This is a genomic window from Terrimesophilobacter mesophilus (assembly GCF_014200375.1).
GTDB lineage: Bacteria > Actinomycetota > Actinomycetes > Actinomycetales > Microbacteriaceae > Terrimesophilobacter > Terrimesophilobacter mesophilus.
The window spans coordinates 613,920-640,005 of record NZ_JACHBP010000001.1; the positions used below are offsets into that span (position 1 = coordinate 613,920).

The 26,086-nt window shown below is 67.7% G+C and carries 28 protein-coding genes and 1 tRNA gene; 17 read left to right on the forward strand and 12 right to left on the reverse strand.

From position 1 onward, the window contains the following. Positions 1–3: 3 nt before the first annotated feature. The 3 genes from BKA04_RS02995 to BKA04_RS03005 are packed head-to-tail and all read left to right on the forward strand — an operon-like array spanning position 4 to position 2,434. Entirely contained in the window at positions 4–951 is a 948-nt protein-coding gene (locus tag BKA04_RS02995) for a mechanosensitive ion channel family protein (RefSeq protein WP_104095081.1), read from the forward strand. A 41-nt stretch (positions 952–992) separates the two neighbouring features. Continuing rightward, on the forward strand, positions 993–1,400 hold the full coding sequence (locus BKA04_RS03000; protein WP_269902555.1) for a globin: 408 nt from the start codon (positions 993–995) through the stop codon (positions 1,398–1,400). A gap of 11 nt (positions 1,401–1,411) precedes the next feature. Next, positions 1,412–2,434: a YeiH family protein gene (locus tag BKA04_RS03005; protein ID WP_104095082.1), complete on the forward strand. Its 1,023-nt coding sequence runs from the start codon at positions 1,412–1,414 to the stop codon at positions 2,432–2,434. 206 nt (positions 2,435–2,640) lie between these two features. On the opposite strand, the gene hutI is transcribed toward BKA04_RS03005, so the two are convergent. From hutI to hutH, 4 genes are read right to left on the reverse strand one after another with little or no spacing between them, the layout of a single operon-like run. After that, positions 2,641–3,780: an imidazolonepropionase gene (gene hutI / locus BKA04_RS03010; RefSeq protein ID WP_104095083.1), complete on the reverse strand. Its 1,140-nt coding sequence runs from the start codon at positions 3,778–3,780 to the stop codon at positions 2,641–2,643. Then, positions 3,777–4,679 carry an arginase family protein gene (locus tag BKA04_RS03015; RefSeq protein ID WP_104095084.1) on the reverse strand — a complete coding sequence of 301 codons (903 nt, stop codon included), beginning with the start codon at positions 4,677–4,679 and terminating at the stop codon, positions 3,777–3,779. Before BKA04_RS03015 ends, hutI begins: the two co-directional genes overlap by 4 nt. Continuing rightward, positions 4,679–6,340 (reverse strand): urocanate hydratase, encoded by a 1,662-nt coding sequence (gene hutU / locus BKA04_RS03020; protein WP_104095085.1) that lies wholly within the window; start codon positions 6,338–6,340, stop codon positions 4,679–4,681. Before hutU ends, BKA04_RS03015 begins: the two co-directional genes overlap by 1 nt. Further along, a complete protein-coding gene (hutH, locus tag BKA04_RS03025; protein ID WP_104095086.1) occupies positions 6,337–7,896 on the reverse strand; it encodes a histidine ammonia-lyase in 1,560 nt (519 codons plus the stop codon). Before hutH ends, hutU begins: the two co-directional genes overlap by 4 nt. Before the next feature lie 93 nt (positions 7,897–7,989). Here hutH and BKA04_RS03030 point away from each other — a divergent pair, with 93 nt between their 5' ends. The 3 genes from BKA04_RS03030 to BKA04_RS03040 all read left to right on the forward strand — a co-directional run bounded on the left by BKA04_RS03030 (position 7,990) and on the right by BKA04_RS03040 (position 11,277). Beyond that, positions 7,990–8,802, forward strand: a complete 813-nt coding sequence (locus BKA04_RS03030) for an IclR family transcriptional regulator (RefSeq protein WP_104095087.1) — start codon at positions 7,990–7,992, stop codon at positions 8,800–8,802. A gap of 123 nt (positions 8,803–8,925) precedes the next feature. After that, positions 8,926–10,638 carry an FAD-binding dehydrogenase gene (locus BKA04_RS03035; RefSeq protein ID WP_104095088.1) on the forward strand — a complete coding sequence of 571 codons (1,713 nt, stop codon included), beginning with the start codon at positions 8,926–8,928 and terminating at the stop codon, positions 10,636–10,638. Between the two features lie 33 nt (positions 10,639–10,671). Further along, the gene (locus BKA04_RS03040) at positions 10,672–11,277 is read left to right on the forward strand and encodes a DUF2510 domain-containing protein (protein WP_104095089.1); all 606 of its coding nucleotides are present in this window, start codon (positions 10,672–10,674) and stop codon (positions 11,275–11,277) included. Between the two features lie 28 nt (positions 11,278–11,305). Here the strand turns inward: BKA04_RS03040 and BKA04_RS03045 are convergent, their stop codons facing one another. Continuing rightward, the gene (locus BKA04_RS03045; RefSeq protein ID WP_104095090.1) at positions 11,306–11,983 is read right to left on the reverse strand and encodes a hypothetical protein; all 678 of its coding nucleotides are present in this window, start codon (positions 11,981–11,983) and stop codon (positions 11,306–11,308) included. 67 nt (positions 11,984–12,050) lie between these two features. Between BKA04_RS03045 and BKA04_RS03050 the strand changes: the two genes are divergently transcribed. Beyond that, positions 12,051–12,917, forward strand: a complete 867-nt coding sequence (locus BKA04_RS03050; RefSeq protein WP_104095091.1) for an acyl-CoA thioesterase — start codon at positions 12,051–12,053, stop codon at positions 12,915–12,917. 34 nt (positions 12,918–12,951) lie between these two features. Here the strand turns inward: BKA04_RS03050 and BKA04_RS03055 are convergent, their stop codons facing one another. Together BKA04_RS03055 and BKA04_RS03060 are read right to left on the reverse strand one after the other, a co-directional pair. Beyond that, positions 12,952–13,605 (reverse strand): anti-sigma factor family protein, encoded by a 654-nt coding sequence (locus tag BKA04_RS03055; protein WP_104095092.1) that lies wholly within the window; start codon positions 13,603–13,605, stop codon positions 12,952–12,954. After that, positions 13,602–14,138: a sigma-70 family RNA polymerase sigma factor gene (locus BKA04_RS03060; RefSeq protein WP_104095093.1), complete on the reverse strand. Its 537-nt coding sequence runs from the start codon at positions 14,136–14,138 to the stop codon at positions 13,602–13,604. The genes BKA04_RS03055 and BKA04_RS03060 overlap by 4 nt, the downstream gene beginning before the upstream one ends. 128 nt (positions 14,139–14,266) lie before the next feature. Here BKA04_RS03060 and BKA04_RS03065 point away from each other — a divergent pair, with 128 nt between their 5' ends. The 3 genes from BKA04_RS03065 to BKA04_RS03075 all read left to right on the forward strand — a co-directional run bounded on the left by BKA04_RS03065 (position 14,267) and on the right by BKA04_RS03075 (position 15,885). Next, entirely contained in the window at positions 14,267–14,755 is a 489-nt protein-coding gene (locus BKA04_RS03065) for a QcrA and Rieske domain-containing protein (RefSeq protein ID WP_104095094.1), read from the forward strand. Further along, on the forward strand, positions 14,752–15,222 hold the full coding sequence (locus BKA04_RS03070; protein ID WP_104095095.1) for a hypothetical protein: 471 nt from the start codon (positions 14,752–14,754) through the stop codon (positions 15,220–15,222). Before BKA04_RS03065 ends, BKA04_RS03070 begins: the two co-directional genes overlap by 4 nt. Before the next feature lie 111 nt (positions 15,223–15,333). Further along, entirely contained in the window at positions 15,334–15,885 is a 552-nt protein-coding gene (locus tag BKA04_RS03075) for a COG4315 family predicted lipoprotein (RefSeq protein ID WP_104095096.1), read from the forward strand. On the opposite strand, the gene BKA04_RS03080 is transcribed toward BKA04_RS03075, so the two are convergent. The 4 genes from BKA04_RS03080 to BKA04_RS03095 all read right to left on the reverse strand — a co-directional run bounded on the left by BKA04_RS03080 (position 15,879) and on the right by BKA04_RS03095 (position 19,149). Next, the gene (locus tag BKA04_RS03080; protein ID WP_104095097.1) at positions 15,879–16,352 is read right to left on the reverse strand and encodes an acyl-CoA thioesterase; all 474 of its coding nucleotides are present in this window, start codon (positions 16,350–16,352) and stop codon (positions 15,879–15,881) included. The genes BKA04_RS03075 and BKA04_RS03080 overlap by 7 nt on opposite strands. Beyond that, the gene (gene ettA, locus BKA04_RS03085) at positions 16,352–18,034 is read right to left on the reverse strand and encodes an energy-dependent translational throttle protein EttA (protein ID WP_104095098.1); all 1,683 of its coding nucleotides are present in this window, start codon (positions 18,032–18,034) and stop codon (positions 16,352–16,354) included. The genes BKA04_RS03080 and ettA overlap by 1 nt, the downstream gene beginning before the upstream one ends. Before the next feature lie 50 nt (positions 18,035–18,084). Continuing rightward, positions 18,085–18,573: a DUF6993 domain-containing protein gene (locus BKA04_RS03090; RefSeq protein WP_104095099.1), complete on the reverse strand. Its 489-nt coding sequence runs from the start codon at positions 18,571–18,573 to the stop codon at positions 18,085–18,087. Between the two features lie 87 nt (positions 18,574–18,660). Further along, positions 18,661–19,149, reverse strand: coding sequence for a single-stranded DNA-binding protein (locus tag BKA04_RS03095; RefSeq protein WP_104095100.1), 489 nt, complete (start codon positions 19,147–19,149; stop codon positions 18,661–18,663). 107 nt (positions 19,150–19,256) lie between these two features. Here BKA04_RS03095 and BKA04_RS03100 point away from each other — a divergent pair, with 107 nt between their 5' ends. The 4 genes from BKA04_RS03100 (at position 19,257) to BKA04_RS03115 (ending at position 22,339) form a co-directional block, all read left to right on the forward strand. Next, positions 19,257–20,261 carry an aldo/keto reductase gene (locus BKA04_RS03100; RefSeq protein ID WP_104095101.1) on the forward strand — a complete coding sequence of 335 codons (1,005 nt, stop codon included), beginning with the start codon at positions 19,257–19,259 and terminating at the stop codon, positions 20,259–20,261. 3 nt (positions 20,262–20,264) lie between these two features. Continuing rightward, positions 20,265–21,215 (forward strand): EamA family transporter, encoded by a 951-nt coding sequence (locus tag BKA04_RS12220; protein ID WP_104095102.1) that lies wholly within the window; start codon positions 20,265–20,267, stop codon positions 21,213–21,215. Positions 21,216–21,307: 92 nt separating this feature from the next. Continuing rightward, the gene (locus BKA04_RS11965; RefSeq protein ID WP_232841946.1) at positions 21,308–21,625 is read left to right on the forward strand and encodes a hypothetical protein; all 318 of its coding nucleotides are present in this window, start codon (positions 21,308–21,310) and stop codon (positions 21,623–21,625) included. Between the two features lie 81 nt (positions 21,626–21,706). Then, a complete protein-coding gene (locus tag BKA04_RS03115) occupies positions 21,707–22,339 on the forward strand; it encodes a hypothetical protein (RefSeq protein WP_134542219.1) in 633 nt (210 codons plus the stop codon). Here the strand turns inward: BKA04_RS03115 and BKA04_RS03120 are convergent. Beyond that, positions 22,336–23,412 (reverse strand): NAD(P)H-dependent flavin oxidoreductase, encoded by a 1,077-nt coding sequence (locus BKA04_RS03120; protein ID WP_104095104.1) that lies wholly within the window; start codon positions 23,410–23,412, stop codon positions 22,336–22,338. The genes BKA04_RS03115 and BKA04_RS03120 overlap by 4 nt on opposite strands. Positions 23,413–23,455: 43 nt before the next feature. Between BKA04_RS03120 and BKA04_RS03125 the strand changes: the two genes are divergently transcribed. The 3 genes from BKA04_RS03125 to BKA04_RS03135 all read left to right on the forward strand — a co-directional run bounded on the left by BKA04_RS03125 (position 23,456) and on the right by BKA04_RS03135 (position 26,079). Then, a tRNA-Arg gene (locus BKA04_RS03125) sits at positions 23,456–23,528 on the forward strand. A gap of 159 nt (positions 23,529–23,687) precedes the next feature. Further along, the gene (locus BKA04_RS03130; RefSeq protein WP_104095105.1) at positions 23,688–24,593 is read left to right on the forward strand and encodes a glycine-rich domain-containing protein; all 906 of its coding nucleotides are present in this window, start codon (positions 23,688–23,690) and stop codon (positions 24,591–24,593) included. Between the two features lie 34 nt (positions 24,594–24,627). Then, a complete protein-coding gene (locus BKA04_RS03135) occupies positions 24,628–26,079 on the forward strand; it encodes a class I adenylate-forming enzyme family protein (protein WP_167309649.1) in 1,452 nt (483 codons plus the stop codon). The last annotated feature ends 7 nt before the right edge of the window (positions 26,080–26,086 follow it).

Sequence of the window (26,086 nt, forward strand, 5' to 3'; positions counted from 1 at the left end):
CGTATGGACTGGCAGGCGGTCTGGGCTGGACTCGGCGCGTTCATCGCTCAGTGGCACGTGCTGCTGACGGTCATCGGGATCGTCGTCGGGGCGTTCGTCGTGCGCTGGTTGCTGCTCGTCATCCTGCGCCGGTCGATCGAACGGGTGATCACCGGTGTCAAGAAGACCCACAATGTCGAGGAGACGCAGGAGTTGGCATCCGCGCCCCTGCATGCTGCGCGCATCGTGCAGCGCACGCGCACGCTCGGCACGGTCATCAACAGTGTGCTCACGGTCGTCGTCATGGGCGCGGCGCTCGTGCTCGTGCTCGACGTGCTCGGTGTTCCGGTGCTCGGCATCCTCGGCGCGGCCGGCGTCGTGGCCGCCGGGCTCGCGTTCGGCGCGCAGAACCTGGTCAAGGACATCCTGAACGGCATGTTCATGGTCTTCGAGGACCAGTTCGGCATCGGGGACGTCGTCGACCTCGGTGTCGCCTCGGGGACGGTCGAGTCGGTGGGCGTGCGCATCACGAGCATCCGGGATGTCAACGGCACCCTCTGGCACGTGCGCAACGGGGAGATCCTGCGCGTCGGGAATAAGTCTCAGGGCTGGGCGCGGGTCATCATCGACCTGCCGGTGCCGTACCATGCCGACCTCGACGAGGTGAAGGCGACCATCCTCGACACCGCGAAGGAACTGGCCACCGACCCGCAATGGCGTCGGAAGGTGCTCGAGACACCCGAGATCTGGGGCGTCGAATCCGTCACCGCTGAGGCGCTCGTCGTGCGACTCGTGATCAAGACCCGCTCCCCGGACCAGTGGGACATCGCCCGTGAGTTGCGGATGCGGATCAAGCTCGCCCTCGACGGGCTCGGCGTCAATGTCCCCTCCCTGAACCGGATGGTGCTCGACGACCGTCGGCCGGCGGCGGCGAAGACGGCGAAGAAGGCCGACGAGGAGGGCACGGCGTGAGCGAGGAGCCGTCCGAGCGTTCGCAACCGAGCCCGGTGACCCTGCGCGTCGGCGAGGGAGGGGCGGCCGCACAGGGCGAGCTGTTCCACGCCATCGGCGGCAGCGAGACCTTCGACCTGCTGGTCCGCCGCTTCTACGAGCGGGTGCAGACCGATCCCGTGTTGTGGCCGATGTACCCGCAGCATGACCTCGAGGGCGCGATCCACCGCCTCAGCAGCTTCCTGCAGCAGTACTGGGGCGGGCCGACCACGTACAGCCAGGAGCGCGGCCATCCGCGCCTGCGCGCACGGCACGCGGCGTTCAAGGTGAACCCTGAAGCACGCGACCACTGGCTCGGACACATGCGGGATGCTCTGGACACGCTCGACCTGTCTCCTCTCCAGCACGCCACCTTCTGGGGCTACCTCGACCGGGCAGCGCACTCGCTCGTCAATACCTTCGCTGAGTAGACGGGCGGACCGTGAACCGATTCCCCTGGTCGATCGGTGTCGCGTGCGCTGCTGCGGCGGCACTGCTCGCCTGGGGCGTCCATGCACTCGTACCCGCCATTCCGCTTCTGACCGCGGCCGTCGCGCTCGGCATCATCGTCGCGCAGATTCCCGCAGCAAGATCGGCCATCACCGGGCCGCTCGCATCCGGCCTGTCCGTGGCATCCAAACGATTCATGCGCCTGGGCATCTTTCTGCTCGGCCTCAAACTGAGCCTCATCGACATCGCCCACCTCGGTTGGCTCACGATCCTGCTCGTCGTCGTTCTCGTCCTCGTGACGTTTGCTGCCACCTACTGGCTGGGGAGGCTCGCACGCCTCCCCCACCATGAACCGCTGCTCATCGCGACGGGGTTCTCGATCTGCGGCGCCTCGGCGATCGGCGCGATGAGCGGAGTCGTGAAAGCCAGGGACTCAGAAGCGGCGACGCCGGTTGCCCTCGTCACCCTGTGCGGAACACTGGCTATCGGGGTATTGCCGCTGTTCTGGCATCCACTCGGGTTCACCGCCGACCAGTTCGGCCACTGGGTCGGCGCGAGCGTCCACGATGTCGGCCAGGTCGTGGCGACGGCCCAACTCGCGGGATCGAGCGCCCTGGCGATCGCGGTCGTCATCAAGCTCACGCGGGTACTCATGCTCGCCCCCATGGTGTCGATCGCCGCGCTCGCGGTTCACCGGCGGGACAGCCGTTCCATAGCGGATGCCGACCCTGCCGTTCACAACCTGGTGACCGCCAAGCGCCCGCCGATCGTGCCGCTCTTCGTCGCGGGCTTCCTGCTCGCCGTGGCCATCCGCTCGTTCGTACCGCTCCCCGAACTTGTTCTGTCGATCGCCGACGTCGTGCAGACGGCGCTCCTGGCCATGGCGCTCTTCGGTCTGGGGACGGGGGTACGGGTGCGCGAACTGATCAGTACCGGATGGCGGTCGCTCCTGGTCGGGCTCGCGTCGTGGGCGCTCATCGCGGTGCTCGCCTACGGCGCGGTGGTGCTCAGTTAGGTGTTGATCAACTCATCGCGGTCTGGCGAGGTGAATCGCGTCGAGGCTCCGCAGCATTGCCGGACCGATTCGGCGGGCGACGTCGCTCACCCACCGATCGATTTCCCCGATGAGCGCGTCCGACTCGTGCTCGCGAATGGCACGATTGAGGCCTGACATCACCGGGGCCCGTGCGACCTTGCCATGGGGCCACGTCCGCGGGCGCGTCAGGACGCGGTGAGCACGCGCTTCACGAGCGGCACGCCGGGGCGATAGGCGAGATGCACGTAACTGGGCGCATCGAGGATGACGAGATCCGCGCGCTGTCCGACCGCGAGCCCGCCGATGTCGGTGCGGCGCAGCGCAGCGGCGCCCCCGGCTGTCGCCGCCCACAACGCCTCGGACGGGCTGAAGCGCATGTCCCGCACGGCGACGGCGATACAGAACGGCATCGAAGAGGTGAAACTCGAGCCCGGATTGCAGTCGCACGCGAGCGCGACGGTGACGCCGGCGTCGATGAGGCGCCGGGCATCCGGATACGGCTGGCGGGTCGAGAACTCGACTCCCGGCAGCAGGGTCGCGACGGTGTCCGAGCCGGCGAGAGCGTCGACATCCGCGTCGGTCAGGAAGGTGCAGTGGTCGACGGATGCCGCCCCCAGTTCGACCGCGAGACAAACGGCCCCAGAGGGGCCGAGCTGCGCACCGTGCATCCGTGCGCCGAGGCCCACCGCCATCCCCGCCTCGAGAATCGCCCGCGCCTGGTCGACGTCGAACGCGCCGTCGTCGCAGAACACGTCGATCCATTTCGCGTGTCGCGCGCAGGCATCGAGCATCTCGCCCGTCACGAGCCCGACATAGCCGGCCGGATCGTCGGCGAACTCGGCCGGAACGACGTGCGCCCCGAGATATGTCGTCTCGGTCGTGAATGCCTTCGCTACGGCGAGCGAGCGGGCCTCGTCCACGGTCGTGAGGCCGTAGCCGCTCTTGATCTCCACCGTCGTGGTTCCCTGCGCACGCATCTCGGCGACGAGGCGGGCGGTGTTCGCGGCGAGCTCGGCATCCGTCGCCTGCCGCGTGAGCCCCACCGTGCGACGGATGCCACCGGCGGCATACTTCTGCCCGATCATGCGAGCCTCGAACTCGTCGGAGCGATCCCCGGCGAACACGATGTGGCTGTGACTGTCGACGAAGCCCGGAATGACGCAGCGGCCATCAGCGTCGATGCGCTCATCGGCATCCGGAGCGGAAGCCGCATCGCCGACCCACGCGATACGACCGTCATCGATCACGAGCGCGGCGTTCTCACGCTCGGAGCGGCCCTCCTCGTTCGTGACGAGCAGGCCGATGTTGGCGACGAGAGTGCTCACGACCGCAGCGCCAGACCTGCAGCCGCCTCGAGCACGCACAGTGCCACGAGGCGGACGGTGCGGGCATCGGGGGTGTCGGCCGTCGCATCCACCTCCACGAGGTCGATCGACTCGACCCGGCGGTGCTTCCCTGCCACCCGCGCGGCGGCCCGTAGCTCGTGCGCCGCAATGCCGCCGGGCACGGATGCCGGGCACGCCGGCGCGACGGAGCGGTCGCAGACGTCTACATCGAGGTCGACATGGATCGGCCCGCCCGCCGAACCCGCGACCTCCAGCGCCTCAGCCATGACGTCGGCCATCGGCCGTCCCAGAAGCTCATCCCGCAGCACCACCGTGATCCCGAGGTCACGGGCGCGCGCGGCGTATTCCGCGGAGTTCGCGAAGTCGGAGATCCCCACCTGCACGACCCTTCGGCCGTCGAGTCCCGCCTCGATGAGGCGACGTACAGGGGACCCGTTGGACACCCCGTCACGCAGGTCGTAGTGCGCGTCGACCGTCACGAGGCCGGCGGTCGCGAGCCGGTCGCCCCACCGGCCGAGCGCCGTGGGCACGGTGGCGGCATTGTCGCCGCCGAGGGCCACGAGGAGTTCGGTGTCGACCGCTCCGATCATTGCGATGGTGGCGGCCTCGTCGGCGTCGGGGTCTGGCACATTGCCGTGGTCGGCGAAGTCGAGCGGCCGGCCGCCGGAGTGCGCGAACTGGCTGTAGCGCGGGATCATCGCCCGCACGGCATCCGGAGTCTGCCCTGCGTTCGTCGCGGAGATGGAGGTGCGCCAGGTCGGAACCCCGATGAGCGCGAAGTCGGAGTGACCGCTCGGTACCGGCCAGTTCCCCGCACGCGGCCAGAGCGGATCCACCGGGAGGCCGGATCCGTACGCCACGCGCTCGGAGGATGACATCAGGAACCAGTCTCGCGCATCGGCACCCGAACGTGGAGTCGCTCCGCGGTCTCGATCGCTCCCTCGTATCCGGCATCGACGTGCCGGATGACTCCCATGCCGGGGTCATTGCTGAGCACGCGCGCGATCTTCTGCGCGGCGAGTTCCGTGCCGTCGGCGACGGTCACCTGCCCCGCGTGGATCGAACGCCCGATGCCGACACCGCCACCGTGGTGGATCGACACCCAGGTCGCGCCGGAGGAGGTGTTGACGAGCGCGTTGAGGAGCGGCCAGTCGGCGATCGCATCCGAACCGTCCTTCATCGCCTCGGTCTCGCGGTACGGCGACGCGACGGAACCGGAGTCGAGGTGATCGCGTCCGATCACAATGGGCGCGGAGAGCTCGCCCGACGCCACCATCTCATTGAACTTGAGGCCGGCCTTGTCGCGCTCCCCGTAGCCGAGCCAGCAGATGCGCGCGGGCAGCCCCTGGAAGTGCACGCGCTCCCCCGCCATCCGAATCCACTTCGCGAGCGACGTGTTCTCCGGGAACAGCTCGAGGATCGCGCGGTCGGTCGCCGCGATGTCGGCCGGGTCGCCGGAGAGCGCCGCCCACCGGAACGGCCCCTTGCCCTGCTCGAACAGCGGGCGGATGTATGCGGGCACGAACCCGGGGAACGCGAACGCGTTCTCGAACCCGGCCGCCTTCGCCTCGGTGCGGATGTTGTTGCCGTAGTCGAACACCTCGGCCCCTGCGTCCTGGAAGCCGACCATGGCTTCGACCTGGATACGCATGGAACGACGGGCCTTCTCGGCGAATCCGGTCGGGTCGGCGTCGCGCGCGGGAATCCACTCCTCGAAGCCATACTCGAGCGGCAGGTAGGCGAGCGGGTCGTGCGCACTCGTCTGGTCGGTCACGATGTCGATCTCGGCTCCCAGTTCGAGCATCCGGGGAAACACGGCGGCGGCGTTGCCGAGCAGGCCGATCGAGAGCGGCTCCTTCCGGTTGCGCGCGGCGTAGGCGAGCTCGAGCGCATGCTCGATCGATGTCGCCTCGACGTCGAGGTAACGGTGTTCGATGCGGCGTCTCACGCTGCTCTGGTCGACGTCGACGCAGATCGCCACCCCGTCGTTCATGGTGACGGCGAGCGGCTGCGCGCCGCCCATCCCGCCGAGGCCGCCGGTGAGGGTGATCGTCCCCGCGAGCGTGCCGTTGAACCGCTTGGCAGCGACGGCCGCGAACGTCTCGTACGTCCCCTGCAGGATGCCCTGCGTCCCGATGTAGATCCAGGAGCCGGCCGTCATCTGCCCGTACATGGTCAGACCGAGCGCCTCCAGGCGCCGGAACTCGTCCCAGTTCGCCCAGTCGCCGACGAGGTTCGAGTTCGCGATGAGCACGCGCGGCGCCCACGCGTTCGTGCGCATGACCCCGACCGGCTTTCCGGACTGCACGAGCATGGTCTCGTCGTTCTTCAACGTCGCGAGCGTGCGCACGATCGCGTCGAACGCCTCCCAGTTGCGCACCGCCCTGCCGCTCCCGCCGTAGACGACCAGGTCATCCGGATGCTCGGCGACCTCCGGGTCGAGGTTGTTCTGCAGCATCCGCAGCACGGCCTCCTGCTGCCAGCCGAGCGTGTGCAATTCGGTTCCGCGGTAGGCCTTGACGGGGCGTGCGCCGATCATCTGAGTTCTCCTCCTGCTGTCGAGATGACGGATGCCGCGGCCGCGAGCAGCGAGCCGTCGAGCACCATGTCGTGGGCGGCCGCGATCTCCGGGGCCAGGTATCGGTCGGTGGCGGGCCCCTCGACCCGGGTGCGCAGGCGAGCGCGCACGGCGGAGCCGACCGGTCCCGGCTGGATGGGCGAGCGCAGGTCCATGGCGCGCGCGCTCGTGAGCAGTTCGATCGCGATGACCCTGCCGAGGCCGTCGATCGCGCGTCGAAGCTTTCTGGCGGCGCTCCATCCCATCGAAACGTGATCCTCCTGCATCGCCGACGAGGGGATCGAGTCGACGGACGCCGGGACGGCGAGGCGCTTCAGCTCGCTCACGATGCCCGCCTGCGTGTACTGCGCGATCATGTGCCCGGAGTCGACGCCGGGATCGTCGGCGAGGAAGGCGTTCAGACCGTGATTACGGGCGACATCCAGGAACCGGTCCGTTCGCCGCTCGCTCATCGAGGCGAGGTCGGCGACGGCGATCGCGAGGAAGTCGAGCACGTAGCCGAGGGGGGCGCCGTGGAAGTTGCCGTTCGACTCCAGGCGGTCGTCGAGAGTCACGACGGGGTTGTCGATCGCGCTCGCGAGCTCCCGTTCGGCGACGAGGGTCGCGTGGGCGATCGTGTCGCGCACCGCACCGTGCACCTGGGGCGCGCAGCGCAGCGAGTACGCGTCCTGAACCCGGGTGAACCCCTCGGGGCGACTGACCATCGGGGAGCCGTCGAGCACCGCGCGCATGTTCGCAGCGGAGTCGCGCTGGCCCGGATGCGGACGCAGTGCCTGCAGGTCGGCCGCGAACACGGCGTCGGTGCCCTGCAGTCCCTCGACGCTGAGCGCCGCCGCCAGATCGGCCGTCGTCACGAGCGCGTGCAGGTCATGGATGGCCATGACCAGCATGCCGAGCATGCCATCCGTACCGTTGATGAGGGCGAGGCCCTCCTTCTCGCGAAGCTCGATCGGCGGAATGCCTGCGGCCGACAGTGCAGCGGATGCCTCCATGAGTTCGCCGTCGGCGTCGCGCACCATGCCTTCGCCGAGGAGCGCGAGCGCGCAGTGCGCGAGAGGGGCGAGATCGCCGGAGCAGCCGAGGCTGCCGTATTCGCCGACGATCGGCGTGATGCCGGCGTTGAGCAGTGCGACGTAGGTCTCGGCGACGACGGGGCGGGCGCCGGTGCGGCCGGTCGCGAGGGTCGAGAGTCGAAGCAGCATGGTCGCCCGCACGACCGCGCGCTCCACCTCCGGGCCGCTGCTAGCCGCGTGGCTGCGTACGAGCGAGCGCTGCAGTTGCGCACGCCGCTCGAACGGGATGTGCTTGCTCGCGAGCGCGCCGAACCCGGTCGAGACGCCGTAGTGCGGCTGCGGGTCGGAGGCGAGAGCGTCGATGACCGAGCGGCTGTGCTCCATCGCCGCCACGGCATCCGATGCCAGGACGACGCGTGCGCCATCCCGGGCGACGGCGACCACGTCGGCGCGGGTCGGCGCCCCGATCCCGAGTTCGACGACTGCGCTGTGATTGTTGGCCATGCCATCATTAGAGCCGCAAAACAGATGCTGCGACCCCCAAGACTGCGATAATCTGTCTGGAATACCAGACACTGCTCATCATCAGGAGATCGTGTGACCGCTGTCCCCGCAGCTCGAAGCACGCTGCGCATCATCCGGTACCTCGCGCGGCACAGCGGGCCGGTGCGGGCCGCGACACTGGGGCGCGACCTCGGCCTTCCGCGTTCGAGCGTCTACCATCTGCTGCGCGTACTGCAGGACGAGGGCTTTGTCGTGCACTCGCCAGAGCACCAGGGTTTCGCGCTCGCACCGCTGCTCGGGGAGATCGGCTCCTCGGTGCTCGCCTCGAACGCGCTTGCCCGGCTTGCGACCCCCGTGCTCGAACGGCTCGTCGCCGAGACGAAGCTGCCGGTCGTCGCGCACCTGGGAGTCCTTCAGCACGCGGATGTCGTGTACGCGTCGAAGGTCGCCGCGGCCCGTGCGCCCGCCGTTGTCACGAGCATCGGCGTGCGGCTGCCAGCCCACCTCACCGCGACGGGGCGCGCCATGCTCGCAGCCCTTCCGGATGCGCAGTTCGACGCGATCTTCACCGGTTCACGGGACGAGCCCGCCGATGGTGCGACCCGCGCTTCCGACGATTCCCAGCGCCTTCCGCTGCGCACGAGTCGAGGCCCGAAGTCCGTCGCCGACCTCGAGCAGCTTCTCGCGGAGACCCGCGAGCGCGGCTGGGCGACCGAGGACGGCGACATCGACCTGGCGTACGCGTCGGTCGCGGCCGTCGTCCTCGATCACAACGACTATCCGGCCGCAGCCGTCGGGCTGACCTTCCGCCGCACCCTCGTCGACGACGCGCAGTGGTCGCGGTTCGGGCGCGCGGTCGCCGCCGCCGCCACAACACTCAGCCGGCGCATCCGGGGCCGCGCCTGACGGACACGGCGACCCGCACCTCTTCACCCACGTCTCCACCCCGCCCATCCCACCCGCCGGAAACACCGCATCGCCAGGGGCCGGGGCTTCGCTAAGTTGGAAACGACCGACGAAGGAGTACGGATGCCCGACACCACCCCGAGCGAGAGGGCGAGCGACACGCCCACCACCACGCCCGAGTCCACCGCCGACGCGATCGTGATCGGCGCCGGCCTCGCCGGCCTCGTCGCCGCCGCAGAACTCGTCGACGCGGGCAAGCGGGTCACGATCCTCGAGCAGGAGCCCGAGGCGAGCTTCGGCGGGCAGGCCTGGTGGTCGTTCGGCGGGCTCTTTCTCATCGACTCCCCCGAGCAGCGCCGCATGGGGATCAAGGACTCCCTCGACCTCGCCCGCCAGGACTGGGCCGGCACCGCGGGATTCGACCGCGAGGAGGACCTCTGGCCGCGGCAGTGGGCTGAGGCCTACCTCGACTTCGCGGCGAACGAGAAGCAGGACTGGCTGCGCTCGATGGGCATCCGCTTCTTCCCCGTCGTCGGGTGGGCCGAGCGCGGCGGGTACACAGCCACGGGTCACGGCAACTCCGTGCCGCGCTTCCACATCGTCTGGGGAACTGGCCCCGGCATCCTCGAGCCGTTCGTGAAGCGAGTGCGCGCGGGCGTCGACGCCGGTCTCGTGACGCTGAGGTTCCGCCACCGTGTGGACGAGCTCATCGTCGAGAACGGCGCGGTCGTCGGCGCCCGCGGCACCGTCCTGAAACCGGATGCGGCACCCCGCGGCGAGGCGAGCAACCGCGAGAAGGTGGGCGAGTTCGAATCCCGCGCGGGAGCCGTCATCGTCGCGAGCGGCGGGATCGGCGGCAACCACGCTCTCGTGCGAGAGCAGTGGCCGCACCGGTTCGGCGAACCGCCCCGCGACATGCTCTCCGGAGTCCCGGCCCACGTCGACGGGCGCATGCTCGGGATCAGCGAGAAGGCGGGCGCAAACCTCATCAACGGCGACCGCATGTGGCACTACGTCGAGGGCATCAAGAACTTCGCGCCGGTCTGGGCGAAGCACGGCATCCGGATCCTGCCCGGCCCGTCGAGCGTCTGGCTGGATGCGACCGGCAAGCGCCTTCCCGTGCCGCTCTTCCCGGGGTTCGATTCGCTCGGCACGCTCGAGCACATCGTCTCGACCGGCCATGACTACAGCTGGTTCATCCTCACGCAGAAGATCATCGAGAAGGAGTTCGCGCTCAGCGGCAGCGAACAGAACCCCGATCTGACCGGCAAGAGCATCCGTGAGTTGCTCAGGCAGCGTCTCGGGAAGGGCGCGACAGAGCCGGTCGAGGCGTTCAAGAGGCAAGGCGAGGATTTCATCGTCGCCGACACTCTTGACGAGATCATCGCGGGCATGCAGAAGCTCTCCCCGGATGTCGAACTCGATGTGGCGCTCGTGCGCGAGGAGATCGAGGCGCGCGACCGTGAGCTGACGAACACATTCTCGAAGGACTCGCAGGTCAACGCGATCCGGCAGGCGAGGCACTATCTCGGCGACAAGCTCATCCGGGTCGCGAAGCCGCACCGCATCCTCGACCCGAAGGCCGGACCGCTCATCGCGGTCAAGCTCCACATCCTGACCCGTAAGAGCCTCGGCGGCATCGAGACCAACCTCGACTCCCAGGCGATCGGCGCCGACGGGCAGCCGATTCCAGGGCTCTACGCCGCCGGCGAGGCGAGCGGATTCGGCGGAGGGGGCGTTCACGGCTACCGCAGCCTCGAGGGCACGTTCCTCGGCGGATGCCTGTTCAGCGGCCGGCAGGCCGGGCGCGCGGTCGCCGCAGAGTCACGCTCCTGACGATGGCGTGTGCCGCGCGCTAGGCTCTGGTCCATGACGAACACGCCGGCAGGATGGTACCCGGACCCCGAGAATGCGACGCAGTCTCGATGGTGGGACGGCACGCGCTGGACCGACAATCGGGCGGCACTTCAGCCGACCGTCGCCGCCCCGTACGCTGCCGATGTCGCGAACCTGAAGGCGCCGGAAGGGACCCCGTGGAACACCATCTGGATCTGGCTCGTGGTGTTCGTCCCCTACATCTCCCTGTTCGGGTTCTTCACGATCGACTGGTCGAAGTTCCTGGACATGTCGGATCCGATGCGGGGCGAGCTTGCCGTCCTCACCTCGGCGGGGTACCTCTTCACGGTGCTGGGCGGGATCGTCAGCTATGGCCTGGGCGTGTGGTTCTCATACATCGACTGGCGGACGCTGCGTGATCGCGGCGTTCCGCGACCGTTCCACTGGGCGTGGGGATTCCTGAGCTACGTCTACCCGATCGGGCGTTCCGTCGTCGTTCGGCGGCGGACCGGCAGCGGCATCTCGCCCATGTGGGTGACGATCATCCTCTACGTCGTCGCCAACATCGCGATGATCGTCTATGTCGGAGTGATGGTGGCGTCGATCGTCTCCTCGATTCCGAACATCTCCCGCTACTAGCGCTCTGAGGGCCGGTCGGCCAGAGGTGTCACGCCTGTAAGGTCCAGGCCCGCCTGCGCACGAGGACGTGCCCTCGCTGGGAACTGAGCCTCGTCCACGGCCCCGTCTCGAAGATGCGCACCGGCTCAGGCGGTGCGAGGAATCCAAGGGTGTGCGTGGCGAACGCCGCCCCCGCCGGAATGTGTTCATAGCCGTCGATCGGCCGGCTCCACACCTCGGCCCTTGCACGATGGACGAGCTGCTCGCCCGTCCCATCCGGCACGGCATTCCGGATCTCGGCGATTCCGGCATCCGCAACCGCTTCGAGGTCCTGGGACGGCACCGGCTCCAGGCCGTGCCACCCGCCTCGCGGCGGCGAAATGGCGGCCCACACGACGGTGTTCACCTCGATCGGAAGGCTCACCGGGATCGGCGCCGCTGGATCGACGACATCGGCGCGCAGCTTCGCGAGCCGTTCGAGCAGGGACCTCACCGGCACGACGGCGTCGAAGGACTCGCCGTCGGTCAGCGCGAACGTTCGCAGCCCGAGCACGGTCGGGGTGTCGTCGTGCAGCCCCACCGGATAGAAGATCGCGACGTAGGCTGCGAGCATCCCCGAGTCGGCGATGAGGCGCACGGAACCGTCCTCGACCCTTCCAGCGCGACCGAGAAAGGTCTGCAGGTCGCTGAGGGCGAGGGAATCGACCAGGGTGAATGTGCGGCTCATCTGCCCTCTAAACTACCTACATCTGCTGGCGCGCGTAAGCCGATGCAGTCATGACAGGGGAGATTGTATGGACGAGCCCGTCGCGGGCCTTCTCAAAGCGCTCGCCCTGGAGACGAACGGTGCGCGCACAGAGGAGGACATCTTCACGGGCGTGAGCCAGTGGATGCCGCTGGGTCGCGTGTTCGGGGGCCAGGTCCTCGCGCAGTCGGTCGTCGCCGCATCCCGCACGGTCGACGACGACCGGTTCATCCACTCGCTTCACGGGTACTTCCTTCGCCCCGGCGACGTCGAACAGCCCATCACGTTCGCCGTCGATCGAATCCACGACGGCCGGTCCTTCTCGACGCGGCGGACCCAGGCGTACCAGAACGGGTTGCCCATCCTGTCGATGATCGCGTCGTTCCAGGATGTGGACCCCGGGCTGGAGCACCAGATCGAGATGCCGAACGGCATCCCCGACCCCGACTCCCTGCCGAGCGATTCGGAGCTGCTGCGCGGAATCGACCATCCGATCGCCCAGTACTGGGCGACGGGGCGCGCGTTCGACATGCGTCACATCGGCGAACCCGTGTATCTCGAGAAGGCGGCGGAGCGAGTCGCCCACCAGGCGATCTGGATGAAGTCCATCGACCCGCTGCCCGATGACGAGATCCTCCACCGTGCCGCGCTCGCGTACGCCAGCGACTACTCCCTGCTGGAGCCCATTCTGCGCAGGCACGGGAAGACCTGGGCCACGCCCGGTCTCAAAGTCGCGAGCCTGGACCACGCCATGTGGTGGCACCGGTTCGGAAGGGTCGACGAGTGGCTCCTCTACGTGCAGGAGTCTCCGAATGCGATCGGAGGGCGCGGCCTCGCGACGGGCAGGATCTTCAACCGCGACGGCGTGCTTCTCGCCACCGTCGCCCAGGAGGGAATGATCCGGATTCCGGACTAGCCGATCCCGGGCTGTCCTGGGACGAGCTGCAGGATCACGGGCTGCCGGCGAGCAGGATCGTCCCGTCCGCCATCGCGCGGACATCCACCGAGCGGATGTCCTTCAGCGCGAGACTCGTGGTCCCGGACGGCTCGACGGTACGACCCGGTTCTGCGGTCCAGGTGGCGAGCTGAGTCTCCTTTCCCGAGGTGTCGGTGACGTAGAGCGCGTAGGTCGCAGCGCCCTGACCGTACCCTCCGCCATAGCTGCAGGTCATGTCGATGCTCGTGCCCCAGGCGTGGCCGACGAGCTGCACCTCGGCGCTCAGCGTGCTCGGCACGACCTGGCTGAGGGTCAGTTCCGCCGCCGGCTCAGCCGGATTCGAGGTCAGCTGGGGCAGGATGAGCGTGACGGCGACCGCCGCGGCCGCCGCTGCGAGCACGATGCCGCCGGTGAGAGCGCGGACCCGGACGCGATGCCGCCGTGCTGCGCCCACGAGCCGGGGAAGCAGGTCCTGCGGCGCCTCTTCGATCGGCTCGAGCTCGCTCAAGGGGACTCGCGCGAGAAGGCCGGGGATGCCGGCGAGTTCCGCGACCGAGGACCGGCAGGCCGCGCATCCGGAGAGGTGATCCTCGAATTCGCGCCGCTCGGCGGCCGGCAGGGCGCCGAGCAGGTAGGCGGCATCCCAGTCCCGATAGGTGTCGATCATCCGGTCACCCCGCGTTCCTGCAGGGCGAGCCGCAGCGCGCGCAGGCCGTAGTGGAGCCGCGACTTGACGGTACCCTGCGGCACCCCGAGCTGGTCGGCGATGACCGAGACTGACTCGCCGAGGTAGTAGGCGTGCACGACGACAGCGCGGTGTTCTGGGGAGAGCACGGCGAGCGCATCCGTCACCAGCCAGCGGTCGAGCATGGCGTCGATCCCGTCGTCGGCGAGTCTCTCCGGTGGAGCATCGGTGCCGATCTCGTGGCGCGAGCGGGCGCTGCGGTGATGATCCGTGACGAGATTTCGAGCGACGGTGAACAGCCAGGCACGCGCAGAGCCTTCCGCCTGGTCGAGCACCTTCGGATGACGCCAGGCGCGCAGCAACGTCTCCTGCACGATGTCCTGGGCGAGTTGGCGGTCGCCCGAGATCCAGACGACATAGCGCCACAGGGCCGCGGAGTGCTCGTCGTGCAGCGCGCGCAGGAGTTTATCCTGGGTCGCGATCGCGCGGCGCGGCGGTGCGGGTTCTTGCGGCATCCGGATGTCTCCCTCGCGTTAACAACGTTGCCACAGGCCGGTTGGTTCATGCTGGTGAACTTTTCGCGCGGCCGCATCGTGGAAACTGTGAATGCCCGCCCGCTGGCCGCACGACCGAGGGAAACCACATGACAGATCTGACCAGGCGCTCGCTCATCACGACCGGGGGTGTTGCCGCGCTCGGTTCGAGCGCTCTCATGCTCGCCGCGTGCGCGCCCGCGCCGCTCAAGCCGACCCCGCACGCGCCGTCTCCGGCGGAATCGTCGGGAGCGAGCATCCAGCGTCCCCCGGCCCAGATCCCTGTCGCCTCGCCGCTGCCCTCGGGGACGCAGCTCACCAAGGTCGCCGACATCCCGGTGGGTGGCACGGCGGCCGTCACGGTCGACGGGCAGGACATCCTGCTCGCGCAGCCCGCGGCGGGCAAGGTCGTCGCGTTCAGTGCGATCTGCACTCACCAGGGCTGCATGGTGTCCCCGGCAGGAGGCGAGTTCGACTGCTCCTGCCACGGCTCCAGGTTCGAGGCGGCCGACGGTGCCGTACTGAAGGGGCCGGCGGTGCGGCCGCTCCACCCGATCGCGGTCTCAGTGGCCGACGACGGAGCCGTGATCATCGCATGATCGACTACATCATCAACGGTCTGCCGGTGCACGTCCTTCTCGTGCACCTCGTGGTCATCGTCGTCCCCCTCGCCGGATTGTGCCTGCTGCTCTCCGCGTTCTGGCCCGTTGCACGCAGGCGGCTCGGCATCGTGACGCCGCTCGTCGCCCTCGTGGCGCTCATCGCCGTGCCGTTCACGACGGCTGCCGGCGAGTGGCTGCAAGCGCGCGTCGGTGCGACCCCGCTCATCGAACGCCATGCATCACTCGGTCCCCTGCTGCTGCCGTGGGTCATCGCCGTCTTCGTGGTCGCTGCAGCGATCTGGATCTGGTATCGCATCGACCCTGGCTGGCCCCGTGCTCTTCGCCTCGCCGCCATCCTGACGCTGGATGTCGCCGCCGTCGTCACGGCGATCGGCTCGGTCGTGCTCGTCGTGCTCATCGGCGAGTCGGGGGCTGCGGCCGTCTGGACCGGATCGTTCCTCTGACCGGACTCGGCCGACCGACGAGACCGGCCCAACCGTTGAACCGAACTCTCGCCCATCTCGTGGTTTAAATGGGCCGGGCGACGGACGCCCTCCCCGGGAAGAAGGCGCATCATGTTGTTTGGACTTCATGCGACGAGATCAGCCGCTGCTCGCTCGACCGCGGCCAGGCGGCCGGCCGCACTCGCTCTGACTGTGCTCGCACTGGCGGCACTCGTACTGACCGGCTGCGCACCGGCCGCAACATCCGGCGGGCCATCAGGATCTGACGGGTCGAGCGGGTCCGGCGGCGCGATCCACACCGCCTCCAACGCGCTGGGCGATATCGTCGTCGACGGCAAGGGGATGACCGCCTACGTGTTCGACAACGATGTCGCTGATTCCGGATCGAGTTCGTGCAGCGGCGCCTGCGCGTCGCAATGGCCCGCCATCACGACGACGGCTGCGAGCCCCGCCGTCGAAGGCATCACCGGAAAGGTCGGCACGATCGCCCTCGCCGGTGGAGCGAAGCAGGTCACGATCAACGGCCTGCCGCTCTACACCTACGCGGGCGACACGGCTCCTGGCGACACCACAGGGCAGGGCTTCGGCGGAATCTGGTGGGTCATCGATGCCTCCGGAAAGAAGATCACCACGCCGGCGGCGACGGACAACAGCGGCTACTGACCCCGTGCGAGAAGCTTCGCGTCGCGTTTGAACGCTATCGGATCGCCGAAGTAGGGCTCCCAGGCCGCGCGCTCGGCGTCGGAGATCCGGCGCGGCCGCTGCGTCCTGGCGTCGATGAACACCATGGTGCTTTCGGCCCGCACGACGAGCGCATCCCGTGAATGGATCTCGTAGGCGATATCGGCACTCGCTCCGCCCACCGCGCTGATCCACAACTGGATGTCGAGCGCATCCTGGTGGTATTCGATCGGCGCGACGTACTCGACGACGTGCCCCGCGATCATCGTGATGGTGTCGGATCCGGCCGTCGCTTTGAGCACTGCCGTCGGTGCCGGTTCGCCCACCTCTGGCGCCCAGAATGCGCGCACGCGAGCCTCTTCGAGGATACGCATCACGGCCACATTGTTCACGTGGTTGTAGGCGTCCAGGTCTCCCCACCGGAGGGGAATCGGAATGTGGATGCGCATCAGTCGCGGGTCAGCTTGCGGTAGGTGCTGCGGTGGGGCTTGGCGGCATCCGGGCCGAGGCGTTCGATCTTGTTCTCCTCGTAGGCGTCGAAGTTGCCCTCGAACCAGTGCCAGTATGCGGGGTTCTCGTCGGTGCCCTCCCACGCGAGGATGTGCGTGGCGGTGCGGTCGAGGAACCACCGGTCGTGGGTGATGACGACCGCACAGCCGGGGAACTCCAGGAGCGCATTCTCGAGACTGCTGAGCGTTTCGACGTCGAGGTCGTTCGTCGGCTCGTCGAGCAGCAGCAGGTTTCCGCCCTGCTTGAGCGTGAGCGCGAGGTTCAACCGGTTCCGCTCGCCGCCGGAGAGCACACCGGCCTTCTTCTGCTGGTCCGGACCCTTGAATCCGAACTGGCTCACATAGGCGCGGGACGGGATCTCGGTCTTGCCCACCGTGATGTAGTCGTGACCGTCGGAGACCACCTCCCAGAGCGTCTTGTTCGGGTCGATGCCTCCCCGGCTCTGGTCGACGTAGGACAGTTGCACGGTGTCGCCGATCTTCAGTTCGCCGCCATCGAGCGGTTCGAGCCCGACGATCGTCTTGAACAGTGTCGTCTTTCCGACGCCGTTCGGGCCGATGATCCCCACGATCCCATTTCGGGGAAGTGTGAAGCTGAGCCCGTCGATGAGGATTCGACCATCGAATCCCTTGACGATCTTTTTCGCATCGAGCACCTGCGACCCGAGGCGCGGTCCGACGGGGATCACGATCTCCTCGAAGTCGAGCTTTCTCGTCTTCTCCGCCTCGGTGACCATCTCCTCATAGCGGGCGAGGCGCGCCTTCGACTTGGTCTGCCGGCCCTTCGCATTGCTGCGCACCCAGTCGAGTTCGCTCGCGAGGCGCTTCGCCAGTTTCTGGTCCTTCTTGCCCTGCACCTGCAGGCGCTCCTGCTTCTTCTCGAGATAGGTCGAGTAGTTGCCTTCGTAGGGGTACAGGTGCCCGCGGTCGACCTCGGCGATCCATTCGGCGACGTGGTCGAGGAAGTACCGGTCGTGGGTGACGGCGATGACGGCGCCCGCATACTTCGCGAGGTGCTGTTCGAGCCATTGCACGCTTTCGGCATCGAGGTGGTTGGTGGGCTCGTCGAGCAGCAACAGGTCCGGCTTCTGCAGCAGAAGCTTCGTGAGCGCGACCCGGCGCTTCTCTCCGCCGGAGAGATGCGAGACCTTCTCGTCCCCGGGCGGGGTGCGCAGGGCATCCATGGCCTGTTCGAGCTGCGAGTCGAGGTCCCAGGCATCGGCGGCGTCGATGGCTTCCTGCAGCACGCCCATCTCGGCGAGCAGCGTGTCGAAGTCGGCATCCGGTTCGGCCATCGCGGCCGAGATCGCGTTGAAGCGGTCGACCTTGGCCTTGATCTCGCCGACGCCTTCCTGCACGTTCTCGAGGACGGTCTTCTCCTCGTTCAGCTCGGGCTCCTGCATGAGGATGCCGACGGAGTATCCGGGGCTGAGCCTGGCCTCACCGTTGCTCGGGGTGTCGAGCCCGGCCATGATCTTCAGGATGGTCGACTTCCCAGCCCCGTTCGGGCCGACCATGCCGATCTTCGCTCCGGGGAAGAAGGACATCGTGACATCGTCGAGGATGAGCTTGTCTCCGACCGCTTTGCGGGCGCGCACCATCGAGTAAATGAATTCGGCCATGCGGTCTAGTCTACGAAACCGGGAAGGCTCCGGATTTCCGCCCGTGCACGCTACGGAATCGGGGCCGTCTTCCCCACGAGGCACCGACCGTCCACGACGGGGCCGATCACACTGCGGTAAGCCCCAGACTTGAACTGTCCGATGAGGCAGGTATCACCGACGCGGACGGAGAATTCGATCGACGCGGACGGTGCCCGAAACACGCTCGTCTTGTCCGGGGTGACTTCCAGGTCTTTCTTGGCGAACCCGGACTTCTCGAGATTGGTCACCACGGCCTGGTCGGACGGGTTCTTGTTCACGGCGAGAAGTCGCTTGTTGACGAAGTCGAAGTAGGCGCGATTGGCGAGCGCCGAGCCGCCGGGGAGAAGGGTCGGGTCCGGATCGGGCTCTGCCGCCGGGTTCGGCGTCGGCGAACCGGATGACGTGGGCACGGGCATCGGCACGGGGACAGTGTTGTCGCGGTCCGGTGCGCACGCGCTCAGCGTCACAGCAAGGGCGACAATCCCGGCCAGGAGAACCCCGCCTCGCGTTCCGCGCATGCTGTCACCCTTCCCGACGCCCGGGTATCGTCGGCTGTGTGTTCACAGACCACAAATGAGTCTATGCGCGGAGCACACGTGCAACGGTCAAAACGGTGCTACCTGCTCGAGTTCGCGAGCCTCAGCGGACGCATCCGCTGACGTCTGATCGCCGTTCTCCTGCTCCTCCGGCGCATCGTCGGCCTGCGCACCCGAGCCGACAGCCTCCACCTCCGATGAATGGATGGTCCGGGTGAACGACGCTGTTCCCCAGCCGAGGTCGTGGCCGAGCGCATCCGCATCGAGGTCGATGTTCATGCCCTTCTTCTCGCCGTCCTGCCAATCCCGGATGCGAAGCCTGCCGGTGACCAGCACTCGATCCCCTTTGTGGACTGAGGCGGCCACGTTGGTCGCCATCTGCCGATAGGTGGAGACGGTGTACCAGTTGGTGCCGGCGTCGACCCAACTTTTCGTCGTGCGATCGAATCGGCGCAGATTGGAGGCGAGCCGAAAACTCGTGAGGGCGTAGCCGTCTGCGGTGGTGAGCTGGCGGGGCGGCGTCGCAACGAAGCCCGTGATGGTCAAGGTATCTGTCATGGAACCCAGCGTGAGCGATGCCGGCGCTGGCGGGCAGGTGAATAGGGGTATCCGTGGAGTCCGCGACCTGTGTCAGGGATGTGGAGGAGCGGCCATAGGCTGTCCCCATGAGCTATGAGGCAGCATCCGATCGTTACGAGCACACTCCCTATGTCCGCACCGGTCACAGCGGCCTCAAACTCCCCCGGATCTCCCTCGGCCTGTGGAACAACTTCGGCACGGATCGTCCGCTCGACACGCAGCGCGCGATCCTCCGAAGGGCCTTCGATCGGGGCGTCACCCACTTCGACCTGGCCAACAACTACGGGCCCCCTGCCGGTGCGGCCGAGTCGAACTTCGGCGTGATCCTCGAGCAGGATTTCCGCCCGTATCGCGACGAACTCATCATCTCGACCAAGGCCGGCTACGACATGTGGGACGGCCCCTACGGCGAGTGGGGCTCCCGCAAGTACCTGCTGTCCTCGCTCGACGCGAGCCTCGGGCGCATGGGCCTCGACTACGTCGACATCTTCTATTCGCACCGCCCCGACCCGGACACCCCCGTGGAAGAGACGATGGGCGCCCTCGCCACCGCGGTTCGCCAGGGCAAGGCGCTCTACGCGGGGATCTCGAATTACGACCCGGAGCAGACGCGCGCCGCACACGCGGCTCTCGCCGCTGAAGGCATCCCACTGCTCATCCACCAGCCGCGCTACAACTTTTTCGACCGCGCGCCGGAGGAGGGCCTGTTGGATGTCATCCGCGAGCTCGGCGTCGGCTGCATCGTGTTCTCGCCGCTCGCCCAGGGGCTCGCGACGAACCGGTACCTCGACGGCATCCCGAAGGATTCGCGAGCGGCAGAGGGTCGGTGGATGTCCGAATCGACCATCTCACCCGTCTACCTCGAGCGGGCACGGGCTTTGAACGAGATCGCGCAGGGTCGCGGCCAGACTCTCGCGCAACTCGCTCTCACGTGGGTGCTTCGGCAGCCTGCTGTGACCTCGGCGCTCGTCGGAGCGAGCAGTGTCACGCAGCTGGACGACAACCTCGCCGCCGCCGCCGCCCCGCCCCTGTCGGCCGACGAGATCGCGGCGATCGAACCGTTCGCGGTTCACGGCACCGGACTGCGGTAACCCGTGGGCTACGTCTACGCGCTGTGCGCAGCGCTGCTCTTCGGCGCGAACGGCAGCGTCACGAAGGTCATCCTCGGCGCCGGAATCGAACCGGCGCAGTTGACCCTGTTCCGCGTCGGCGGGACGGCATTGATCGCCGCGATCGTGCTCCTCTTCGCGAATCGCAACGCGTTCCGGGTCACCTGGCGCCAGCTCTCCATCCTCGTGGCACTCGGAATCGTGGGCGTCGCGTTGCTGCAGTTCGCCTACGCCGTTGCCATCCAGGTGCTCCCGGTGGGCATCACCCTTCTCATCGAGTACACGGCTGTTCTGATCGTCGCGACGGTGGCGTACTTCTTCTTCCACGAGAAGGTGCGAGCACGGCTCTGGGTGGCGATCGGCCTGGTTCTCATCGGACTCGCCGTCGTCGCGCAGATCTGGGCGAGCGAGCTCGTTCCGTTCGGCGTGCTGATGGCCTTCGCGGCGGCGGTGTGCCTCGCCACCTACTTCCTCGTCGGCGAGCGCGAGGTCGGAAAGACCTCGCCCATGGCCGTGGCGTTCTGGACCATGGGATCCGCCACGGTGTTCTGGCTCGTCTTCAGCGGGTGGTGGCGGATCGATCCTGAACTCTTCACGACATCCGTCTCCCTGAGTGGCAACCTGGCCCCGTTCGAGCTTCCGTTGATCGTGCCCATCCTCTGGAACGTTCTGCTCGGCTCGTTCCTCCCGTTCCTGCTCTCCCTGTTCGCCCTCAAGTACCTGACCGCCACCGCTGCGGGCATCGTCGCATCCGCCGAAGTCATCTTCGCGTTCCTGTTCGCGTGGCTGTGGCTCGGCGAGGGACTCAACTCACTGCAGGTCGTGGGCGCCGCGGTCGTACTGGTGGGCATCATCCTCGCCCAGACGGCGCGGATGAACAAGGTCGTGGATGCCGACCTCGCCATCGCCGCGGAGAGCGCCGACGCGCTCGTGTGACCCCGAAGATCCGGCTGAACCGGATGTCGGTGGCCGCGCCTAGTGTGAGATCGTCCCTGACGGATCGGCCGGCATTTTCACTGGAGGAACGAATGACATCATTCGATTTCGCCGGCTCGAGCGTTCTCGAGATTCCCGGCGACCGCACCTACACATCCGGCAGCACGTCCCCGAGCGGAACGTCGCCGAGTCACCGGGTGAAGCGCGGCATCAACCTCGTGCAGTTGCACGACGACCTGTGGCGTGTCACTCGCCCTGACGGTGACGTTCTCGGCTACGTCGAGGGGTTCGACGACCCACGTGGTCGGCGCTTCCGGTCGAAGCGCCTCATCACCTTGCAACGACGCTTCGTCGAGCTGGGTGAGTTCTGGAGCTTCGACGACGCCGTGGAGTGCCTGCGTTTCGGATGAGGTCACGACCGTTCGCTGAGCGTTCGGAGGACTCGCGCCGGAATGCCCGCGACCGCTATGGCGGCGGGGTAGCCTGCCGATATGCAGTGGTGGGATGACATTATTTCCTGGTTCTCTTCGGACGCCGGATGGCAGGTGACGACGGCGGCGATCATTCCCGGCGTGGCCATCCTGGTCGCGGGGTTCGTCGCAGCGCTCATCGGACGAGGGTCGACGAAGCGCATAGTGAGTCTGCACGATCGGGACGAACGGGCCGCCGCGGTCACGGCCATGATCAGCGCGGCACGGCGTGCGGCGAACTGGAACTCGCTCTCGGCGCCGGAGCAACAGCAGGCGGACCACATCGCGCTGGAGTGCGACGTGCGCCTCAGGCTGCTGCCGCTTGCCGGTTCGGGGCTCGCAGCCGAGTGGGCGACCCATGAACTCGGTGAGTTGAAGAAGCAGGCCGTGTCCTTCAGCTTCCAGGCCGCACAATCCCTCAAGGAGTTCAAGGATCGCCTCATCGAGTGGCAGGCGCATCCTGCCCGGGCGAAGAAGTTGTTCAAGAACGATCTGGACTCGTGGGCCTACGAGGCGTCCCTCAACGACCAGGACCTCGTCGCCCAGCAGAAGGCGTGGGAAGCGCAGCAGGCCGCCGAGGCGCAGGCGCCCGATGCGCCGGCACCGACCACAGCCCCCACGGTGACCCGGCCGGAATCGGACCGGGACGCCTAGGGAAGTCGATTCCCTGCGTCTTCGACCAGCGCACGGATGAGGTCCGTCGCGTCGTGGTGGCGCAGCAGCGATGCCGACTGGCCGGCCCACAGGGAGAACAGGTCGGTGCGGCCCTGTTCGATCGCGGCGGCTTTGAGCTTGCCGAGCAGCCAGCCCTGAAGTGGGAACGGTGCAATCGGCAGCTCACCCGCATCCGCCGCACGACTCATGGCGTTCGGGATGCCTCTCGCCAGTCTCCCGCTGAACGCCCGCGTCAGTGTCGTTGTCTCCGCCTCCTCGCTCCACAGCATCGCGCGGTGCGGGGCGCTCGCCGCTGACTCGTCGGTGGCGAGGAAGGCTGTCCCGAGCTGCACGGCATCCGCTCCCAGGGTCATCGCCGCGGCGACCCCGCGACCGTCTGCGATGCCGCCGGCCGCGACGACGGGGATGTCCACGGCATCCGCGACCTGGGGAATGAGCGCGAGGTTGCCGATGAGCGACTCCTCCACCGGCTTGATGAACGCGACGCGGTGCCCTCCGGCCTCGAGACCGGAGGCGACGATGACGTCGACACCCTGTTCCTCAAGGAACCTTGCTTCCGCGACGGTCGACGCCGTGCCCATGGTCGTGATGCCGAGCTCACGCGCACGATCGAGGATGCCGGGGTCCGGTGCGCCGAATACGAAACTCATGGCGGCGGGTCTGGCCTCCAGCACTGCTTCGACCTGCTCATCGTGGCCGGGCAAGAGGCGCTCGGGGCGCGTCGGGAGCGGCACGCCGAGCTCTTCGAACCACCCGGCGAGCGGTGCGAGGTGGCGTGCGAACTCCTCCTCGTCAGGCTGGTAGTCGTCACCGCCGTCGCGGGGGATCCAGATGTTGAGCGAGAACGGCTCCTCGGTGAGCTCGCGGATGCCGGCCGCCACCGAGAGGATGCGCTCGCCGGAGAGACCGTATGCCCCGTAGGAGCCGAGACCGCCCGCGTTGCTCACTGTCGCGACGAGTTCGACGGAGGACGCACCGCCCATGGGCCCGAGCACGATCGGCAGTTCGATGTCGAGCACGCGGGTGAATGCGGTATCCGTCCAGGAGTCCATGTCTCACTCTCCCACGGTGTGGGCCGTAGTACTCTCGACTGACGCCCCGATAGCTCAATGGATAGAGCAACGGCCTTCTAATCCGTAGGTTGCAGGTTCGAGTCCTGCTCGGGGCACCGAGCAGGCCGCATGTGCCGAGGTGTTGCCGCACGGTCGGTGTGCGGACTGCGGATTCGTCGATCCCCGTGCTATTCATTCGACCCTGCATCTGATAGCTTCAGAGTGATTTTTGTCAGGAAGTGTCATGTCTCCGAAGCGACCCGATCGGAATTCCCATGGTCAGCTCAACATTCACTCGTAATACGGCGGCCGTCGGCGCTGTCGGCCTCTGCGGCGCCTCGCTGTTCGGCGCATCCGCCGCGGTTGCCGCCCCCGTGCCGTGCGCGTACCCCGGCTCGACCCAGGTCGTCACCGGTGTGTGCCAGGTCGTCGTCACCGCCGATGGAGTCCTCACCTTTCCATCGACTTTGAACAAGGTCACGGCGATACTCGTCGGCGCGGGCGGCGGCGGGTACATCGGCGCCGAGGGCGACGGTGCCTACGGCGGCGGAGGAGGCGAGGTCATCTACGTCGACTCCGTGGCACTCGATACCGCGATCACCGTGGACATCGGTTCCGGCGGAACGATTGGCCTGGACGGCGTGGAGGCCGGCAATGGGGGCGACACCCTGTTCGGCGCAGCCACTGCCCACGGAGGGCTCGGCTCGGTCATCGATCAGGGAAGTCACGTCGGCGGTGTGAGCGGCAATGGCCACACCGGCATTCTCGGGGGCGGCGGTGCCGCTGGAGATGCCCCCGATTCCGACACTCCCGGCCCTGGCTACCTCCTCTCCGGAGTACCGGGCGTGGACGCCGCGCTGTTCCCCTCGGCCGCTGACCCTGCTGTTCAATACGGGCGGGGCGGGGAGTCCGATTCGAGCGACGCACCCGGAAACGCCGCTGCGGTCCCGACGAACTCGGGTGCGGGTGGATCAGCATACTGGCAATTCGGTGAGGTCAGTACTGGAGAAGCCAACCCTGGCGCGGATGGCGTGGTGATCGTGCGGTACGCCGCAGCATCGCTCGCCGCAACCGGCGCCGACTCCACGGGCGCGCTCATCGTCGGTGGTCTCGCAGTCGCAGGCGGTGCGGCGCTCGTCGCGAGTGCCGGGGCCGTACGTCGCCGCCGCTCTCCGAAGTAACAGCCGCGAGGTTCGTGGTGGAAACACCGCCGCCGTGCTGAAGCCACTGCGTTCCCTGCAGGACTGGGCACACGAGCGGCCCGACGATCTCGCCGTCGCCGGCCCGGAACTCGAACTCTCGGCGGGTGAACTGTGGGACACCGCCCTGCGCATCCTGGCCTGGATCCGCGAGGCGGGGGTCTCGACGCAGGAGACGGTGGGTGCTGCAGTCCCGCCGAGCCTCCATCCGGCGTTTCTCGTGGCGTTGCTCGCGAGGGGCGGCATCGGCTCGTTGGTGAACAGCCAGGCAGAAGTCGGGCTGGATGTTCCACTCCAACGCCTCATCACGGTCGACGGCAACGGAATGAAGCACCCCGCGGATGTCCTGCTCACCTTCGACGACTCCGCGATCGGCCGTCTGGCGCAGGTTGACACATCGACCGTCGACATCGCGTCGCCCGCGGCCGACGACATCTGCTGGTTCATCTACTCGAGTGGCACGACCGGGGCACCCAAAGCGGTGATGCGAACTGTGGCGGCCGTCGAAGCGCTCGCCGCACCACGACGCCTCCGCCTCGCTCGCGGCGCATACGCCTCCCTGCAGCCCGGCACCGTAGCCGGCTCCATGTCGGCATTCCTCGCAGCGATCACGGCACGTAGACCCCACCTTGCGGCGGGCACGACGGAAGAGAACCTGGGGATGCTTCGCGACCGGGCGATAGAGATCGCGGAAGGCTCACCATTCCAGCTGGACCGGCTTCTCACGGTTGCACGCCGCTCTGGGGACAGGCTTCCGGCTCTTCAGGAACTGCACTCGGCGGGTGCACCACTGTCATCGGGACTCGCGTCGGCGCTCGCCGACTGGTTCGGCGTGCGCGTATACGACGGATACGGATCATCCGAAACGGGGTTCGTCGCCGCCCGTCGCGCAGACGTACCGGAGGCGCCCGAGCGTGGCGGGGTTGTCGAGGATGGGGTAGACGTCGAAATCGTCGACGACGATCACGAACCCGTGCCGGCCGGTGAGGACGGTCGGGTACGGTTGCGCACCGCGAGCATGGGGGTGGGCTACTTCGGCGCCCCGGACCTCGGTGAACACAAGGGCTTCCACGGGGGCTGGTTCTACCCCGGCGATCTCGGGAGACTCATCGACGGAGAACTCGTCATCATCGGTCGGGAAGACGACCTCATGAACGTCGGTGGCAGGAAGATCATGCCGCACCGGGTGGAGGAGATTGTTCTCGAACAGCCGGGGGTCCGGGAGGCGGTCGCCTGTGCCGTGGTCGACAAGCTGGGAATCCGTCAGCTGGCGATTGCGATCGTCGGCGAACCGATCAACGACCCGGTGAAGTTCGCGCAGAAGCTGCGCCAGCCGCTGGGCGGAATACTTCCCAGTCTCATCATGCGGATGGATGCCATCCCGCGATCAGAGAATGGCAAGCCGCAACGGAGCCGGGTCATCGACATCCTTCAGGAGCAGCTGAACAGACCCAGCAACATCCTCTGAGTAATGC

Bases quoted from the DNA above. Each gene is read 5' to 3' on its own strand.
- BKA04_RS03095 (WP_104095100.1), bottom strand. From the start codon at position 19,149: ATGACAGATACCTTGACCATCACGGGCTTCGTTGCGACGCCGCCCCGC.
- BKA04_RS03060 (WP_104095093.1), bottom strand. From the start codon at position 14,138: ATGCCGCAAGAACCCGCACCGCCGCGCCGCGCGATCGCGACCCAGGAT.
- ettA (WP_104095098.1), bottom strand. From the start codon at position 18,034: ATGGCCGAATTCATTTACTCGATGGTGCGCGCCCGCAAAGCGGTCGGA.
- BKA04_RS03070 (WP_104095095.1), top strand. From the start codon at position 14,752: ATGATCGACTACATCATCAACGGTCTGCCGGTGCACGTCCTTCTCGTG.
- BKA04_RS03120 (WP_104095104.1), bottom strand. From the start codon at position 23,412: ATGGACTCCTGGACGGATACCGCATTCACCCGCGTGCTCGACATCGAA.
- BKA04_RS03045 (WP_104095090.1), bottom strand. From the start codon at position 11,983: ATGAGCCGCACATTCACCCTGGTCGATTCCCTCGCCCTCAGCGACCTG.
- BKA04_RS03055 (WP_104095092.1), bottom strand. From the start codon at position 13,605: ATGATCGACACCTATCGGGACTGGGATGCCGCCTACCTGCTCGGCGCC.
- hutU (WP_104095085.1), bottom strand. From the start codon at position 6,340: ATGATCGGCGCACGCCCCGTCAAGGCCTACCGCGGAACCGAATTGCAC.
- BKA04_RS03050 (WP_104095091.1), top strand. From the start codon at position 12,051: ATGGACGAGCCCGTCGCGGGCCTTCTCAAAGCGCTCGCCCTGGAGACG.
- BKA04_RS03065 (WP_104095094.1), top strand. From the start codon at position 14,267: ATGACAGATCTGACCAGGCGCTCGCTCATCACGACCGGGGGTGTTGCC.
- hutH (WP_104095086.1), bottom strand. From the start codon at position 7,896: ATGGCCAACAATCACAGCGCAGTCGTCGAACTCGGGATCGGGGCGCCG.
- BKA04_RS03040 (WP_104095089.1), top strand. From the start codon at position 10,672: ATGACGAACACGCCGGCAGGATGGTACCCGGACCCCGAGAATGCGACG.
- BKA04_RS03035 (WP_104095088.1), top strand. From the start codon at position 8,926: ATGCCCGACACCACCCCGAGCGAGAGGGCGAGCGACACGCCCACCACC.
- BKA04_RS11965 (WP_232841946.1), top strand. From the start codon at position 21,308: ATGACATCATTCGATTTCGCCGGCTCGAGCGTTCTCGAGATTCCCGGC.
- BKA04_RS03090 (WP_104095099.1), bottom strand. From the start codon at position 18,573: ATGCGCGGAACGCGAGGCGGGGTTCTCCTGGCCGGGATTGTCGCCCTT.
- BKA04_RS03075 (WP_104095096.1), top strand. From the start codon at position 15,334: ATGTTGTTTGGACTTCATGCGACGAGATCAGCCGCTGCTCGCTCGACC.
- BKA04_RS02995 (WP_104095081.1), top strand. From the start codon at position 4: ATGGACTGGCAGGCGGTCTGGGCTGGACTCGGCGCGTTCATCGCTCAG.
- BKA04_RS03115 (WP_134542219.1), top strand. From the start codon at position 21,707: ATGCAGTGGTGGGATGACATTATTTCCTGGTTCTCTTCGGACGCCGGA.
- BKA04_RS03100 (WP_104095101.1), top strand. From the start codon at position 19,257: ATGAGCTATGAGGCAGCATCCGATCGTTACGAGCACACTCCCTATGTC.
- BKA04_RS03015 (WP_104095084.1), bottom strand. From the start codon at position 4,679: ATGTCATCCTCCGAGCGCGTGGCGTACGGATCCGGCCTCCCGGTGGAT.
- BKA04_RS03130 (WP_104095105.1), top strand. From the start codon at position 23,688: ATGGTCAGCTCAACATTCACTCGTAATACGGCGGCCGTCGGCGCTGTC.
- BKA04_RS03080 (WP_104095097.1), bottom strand. From the start codon at position 16,352: ATGCGCATCCACATTCCGATTCCCCTCCGGTGGGGAGACCTGGACGCC.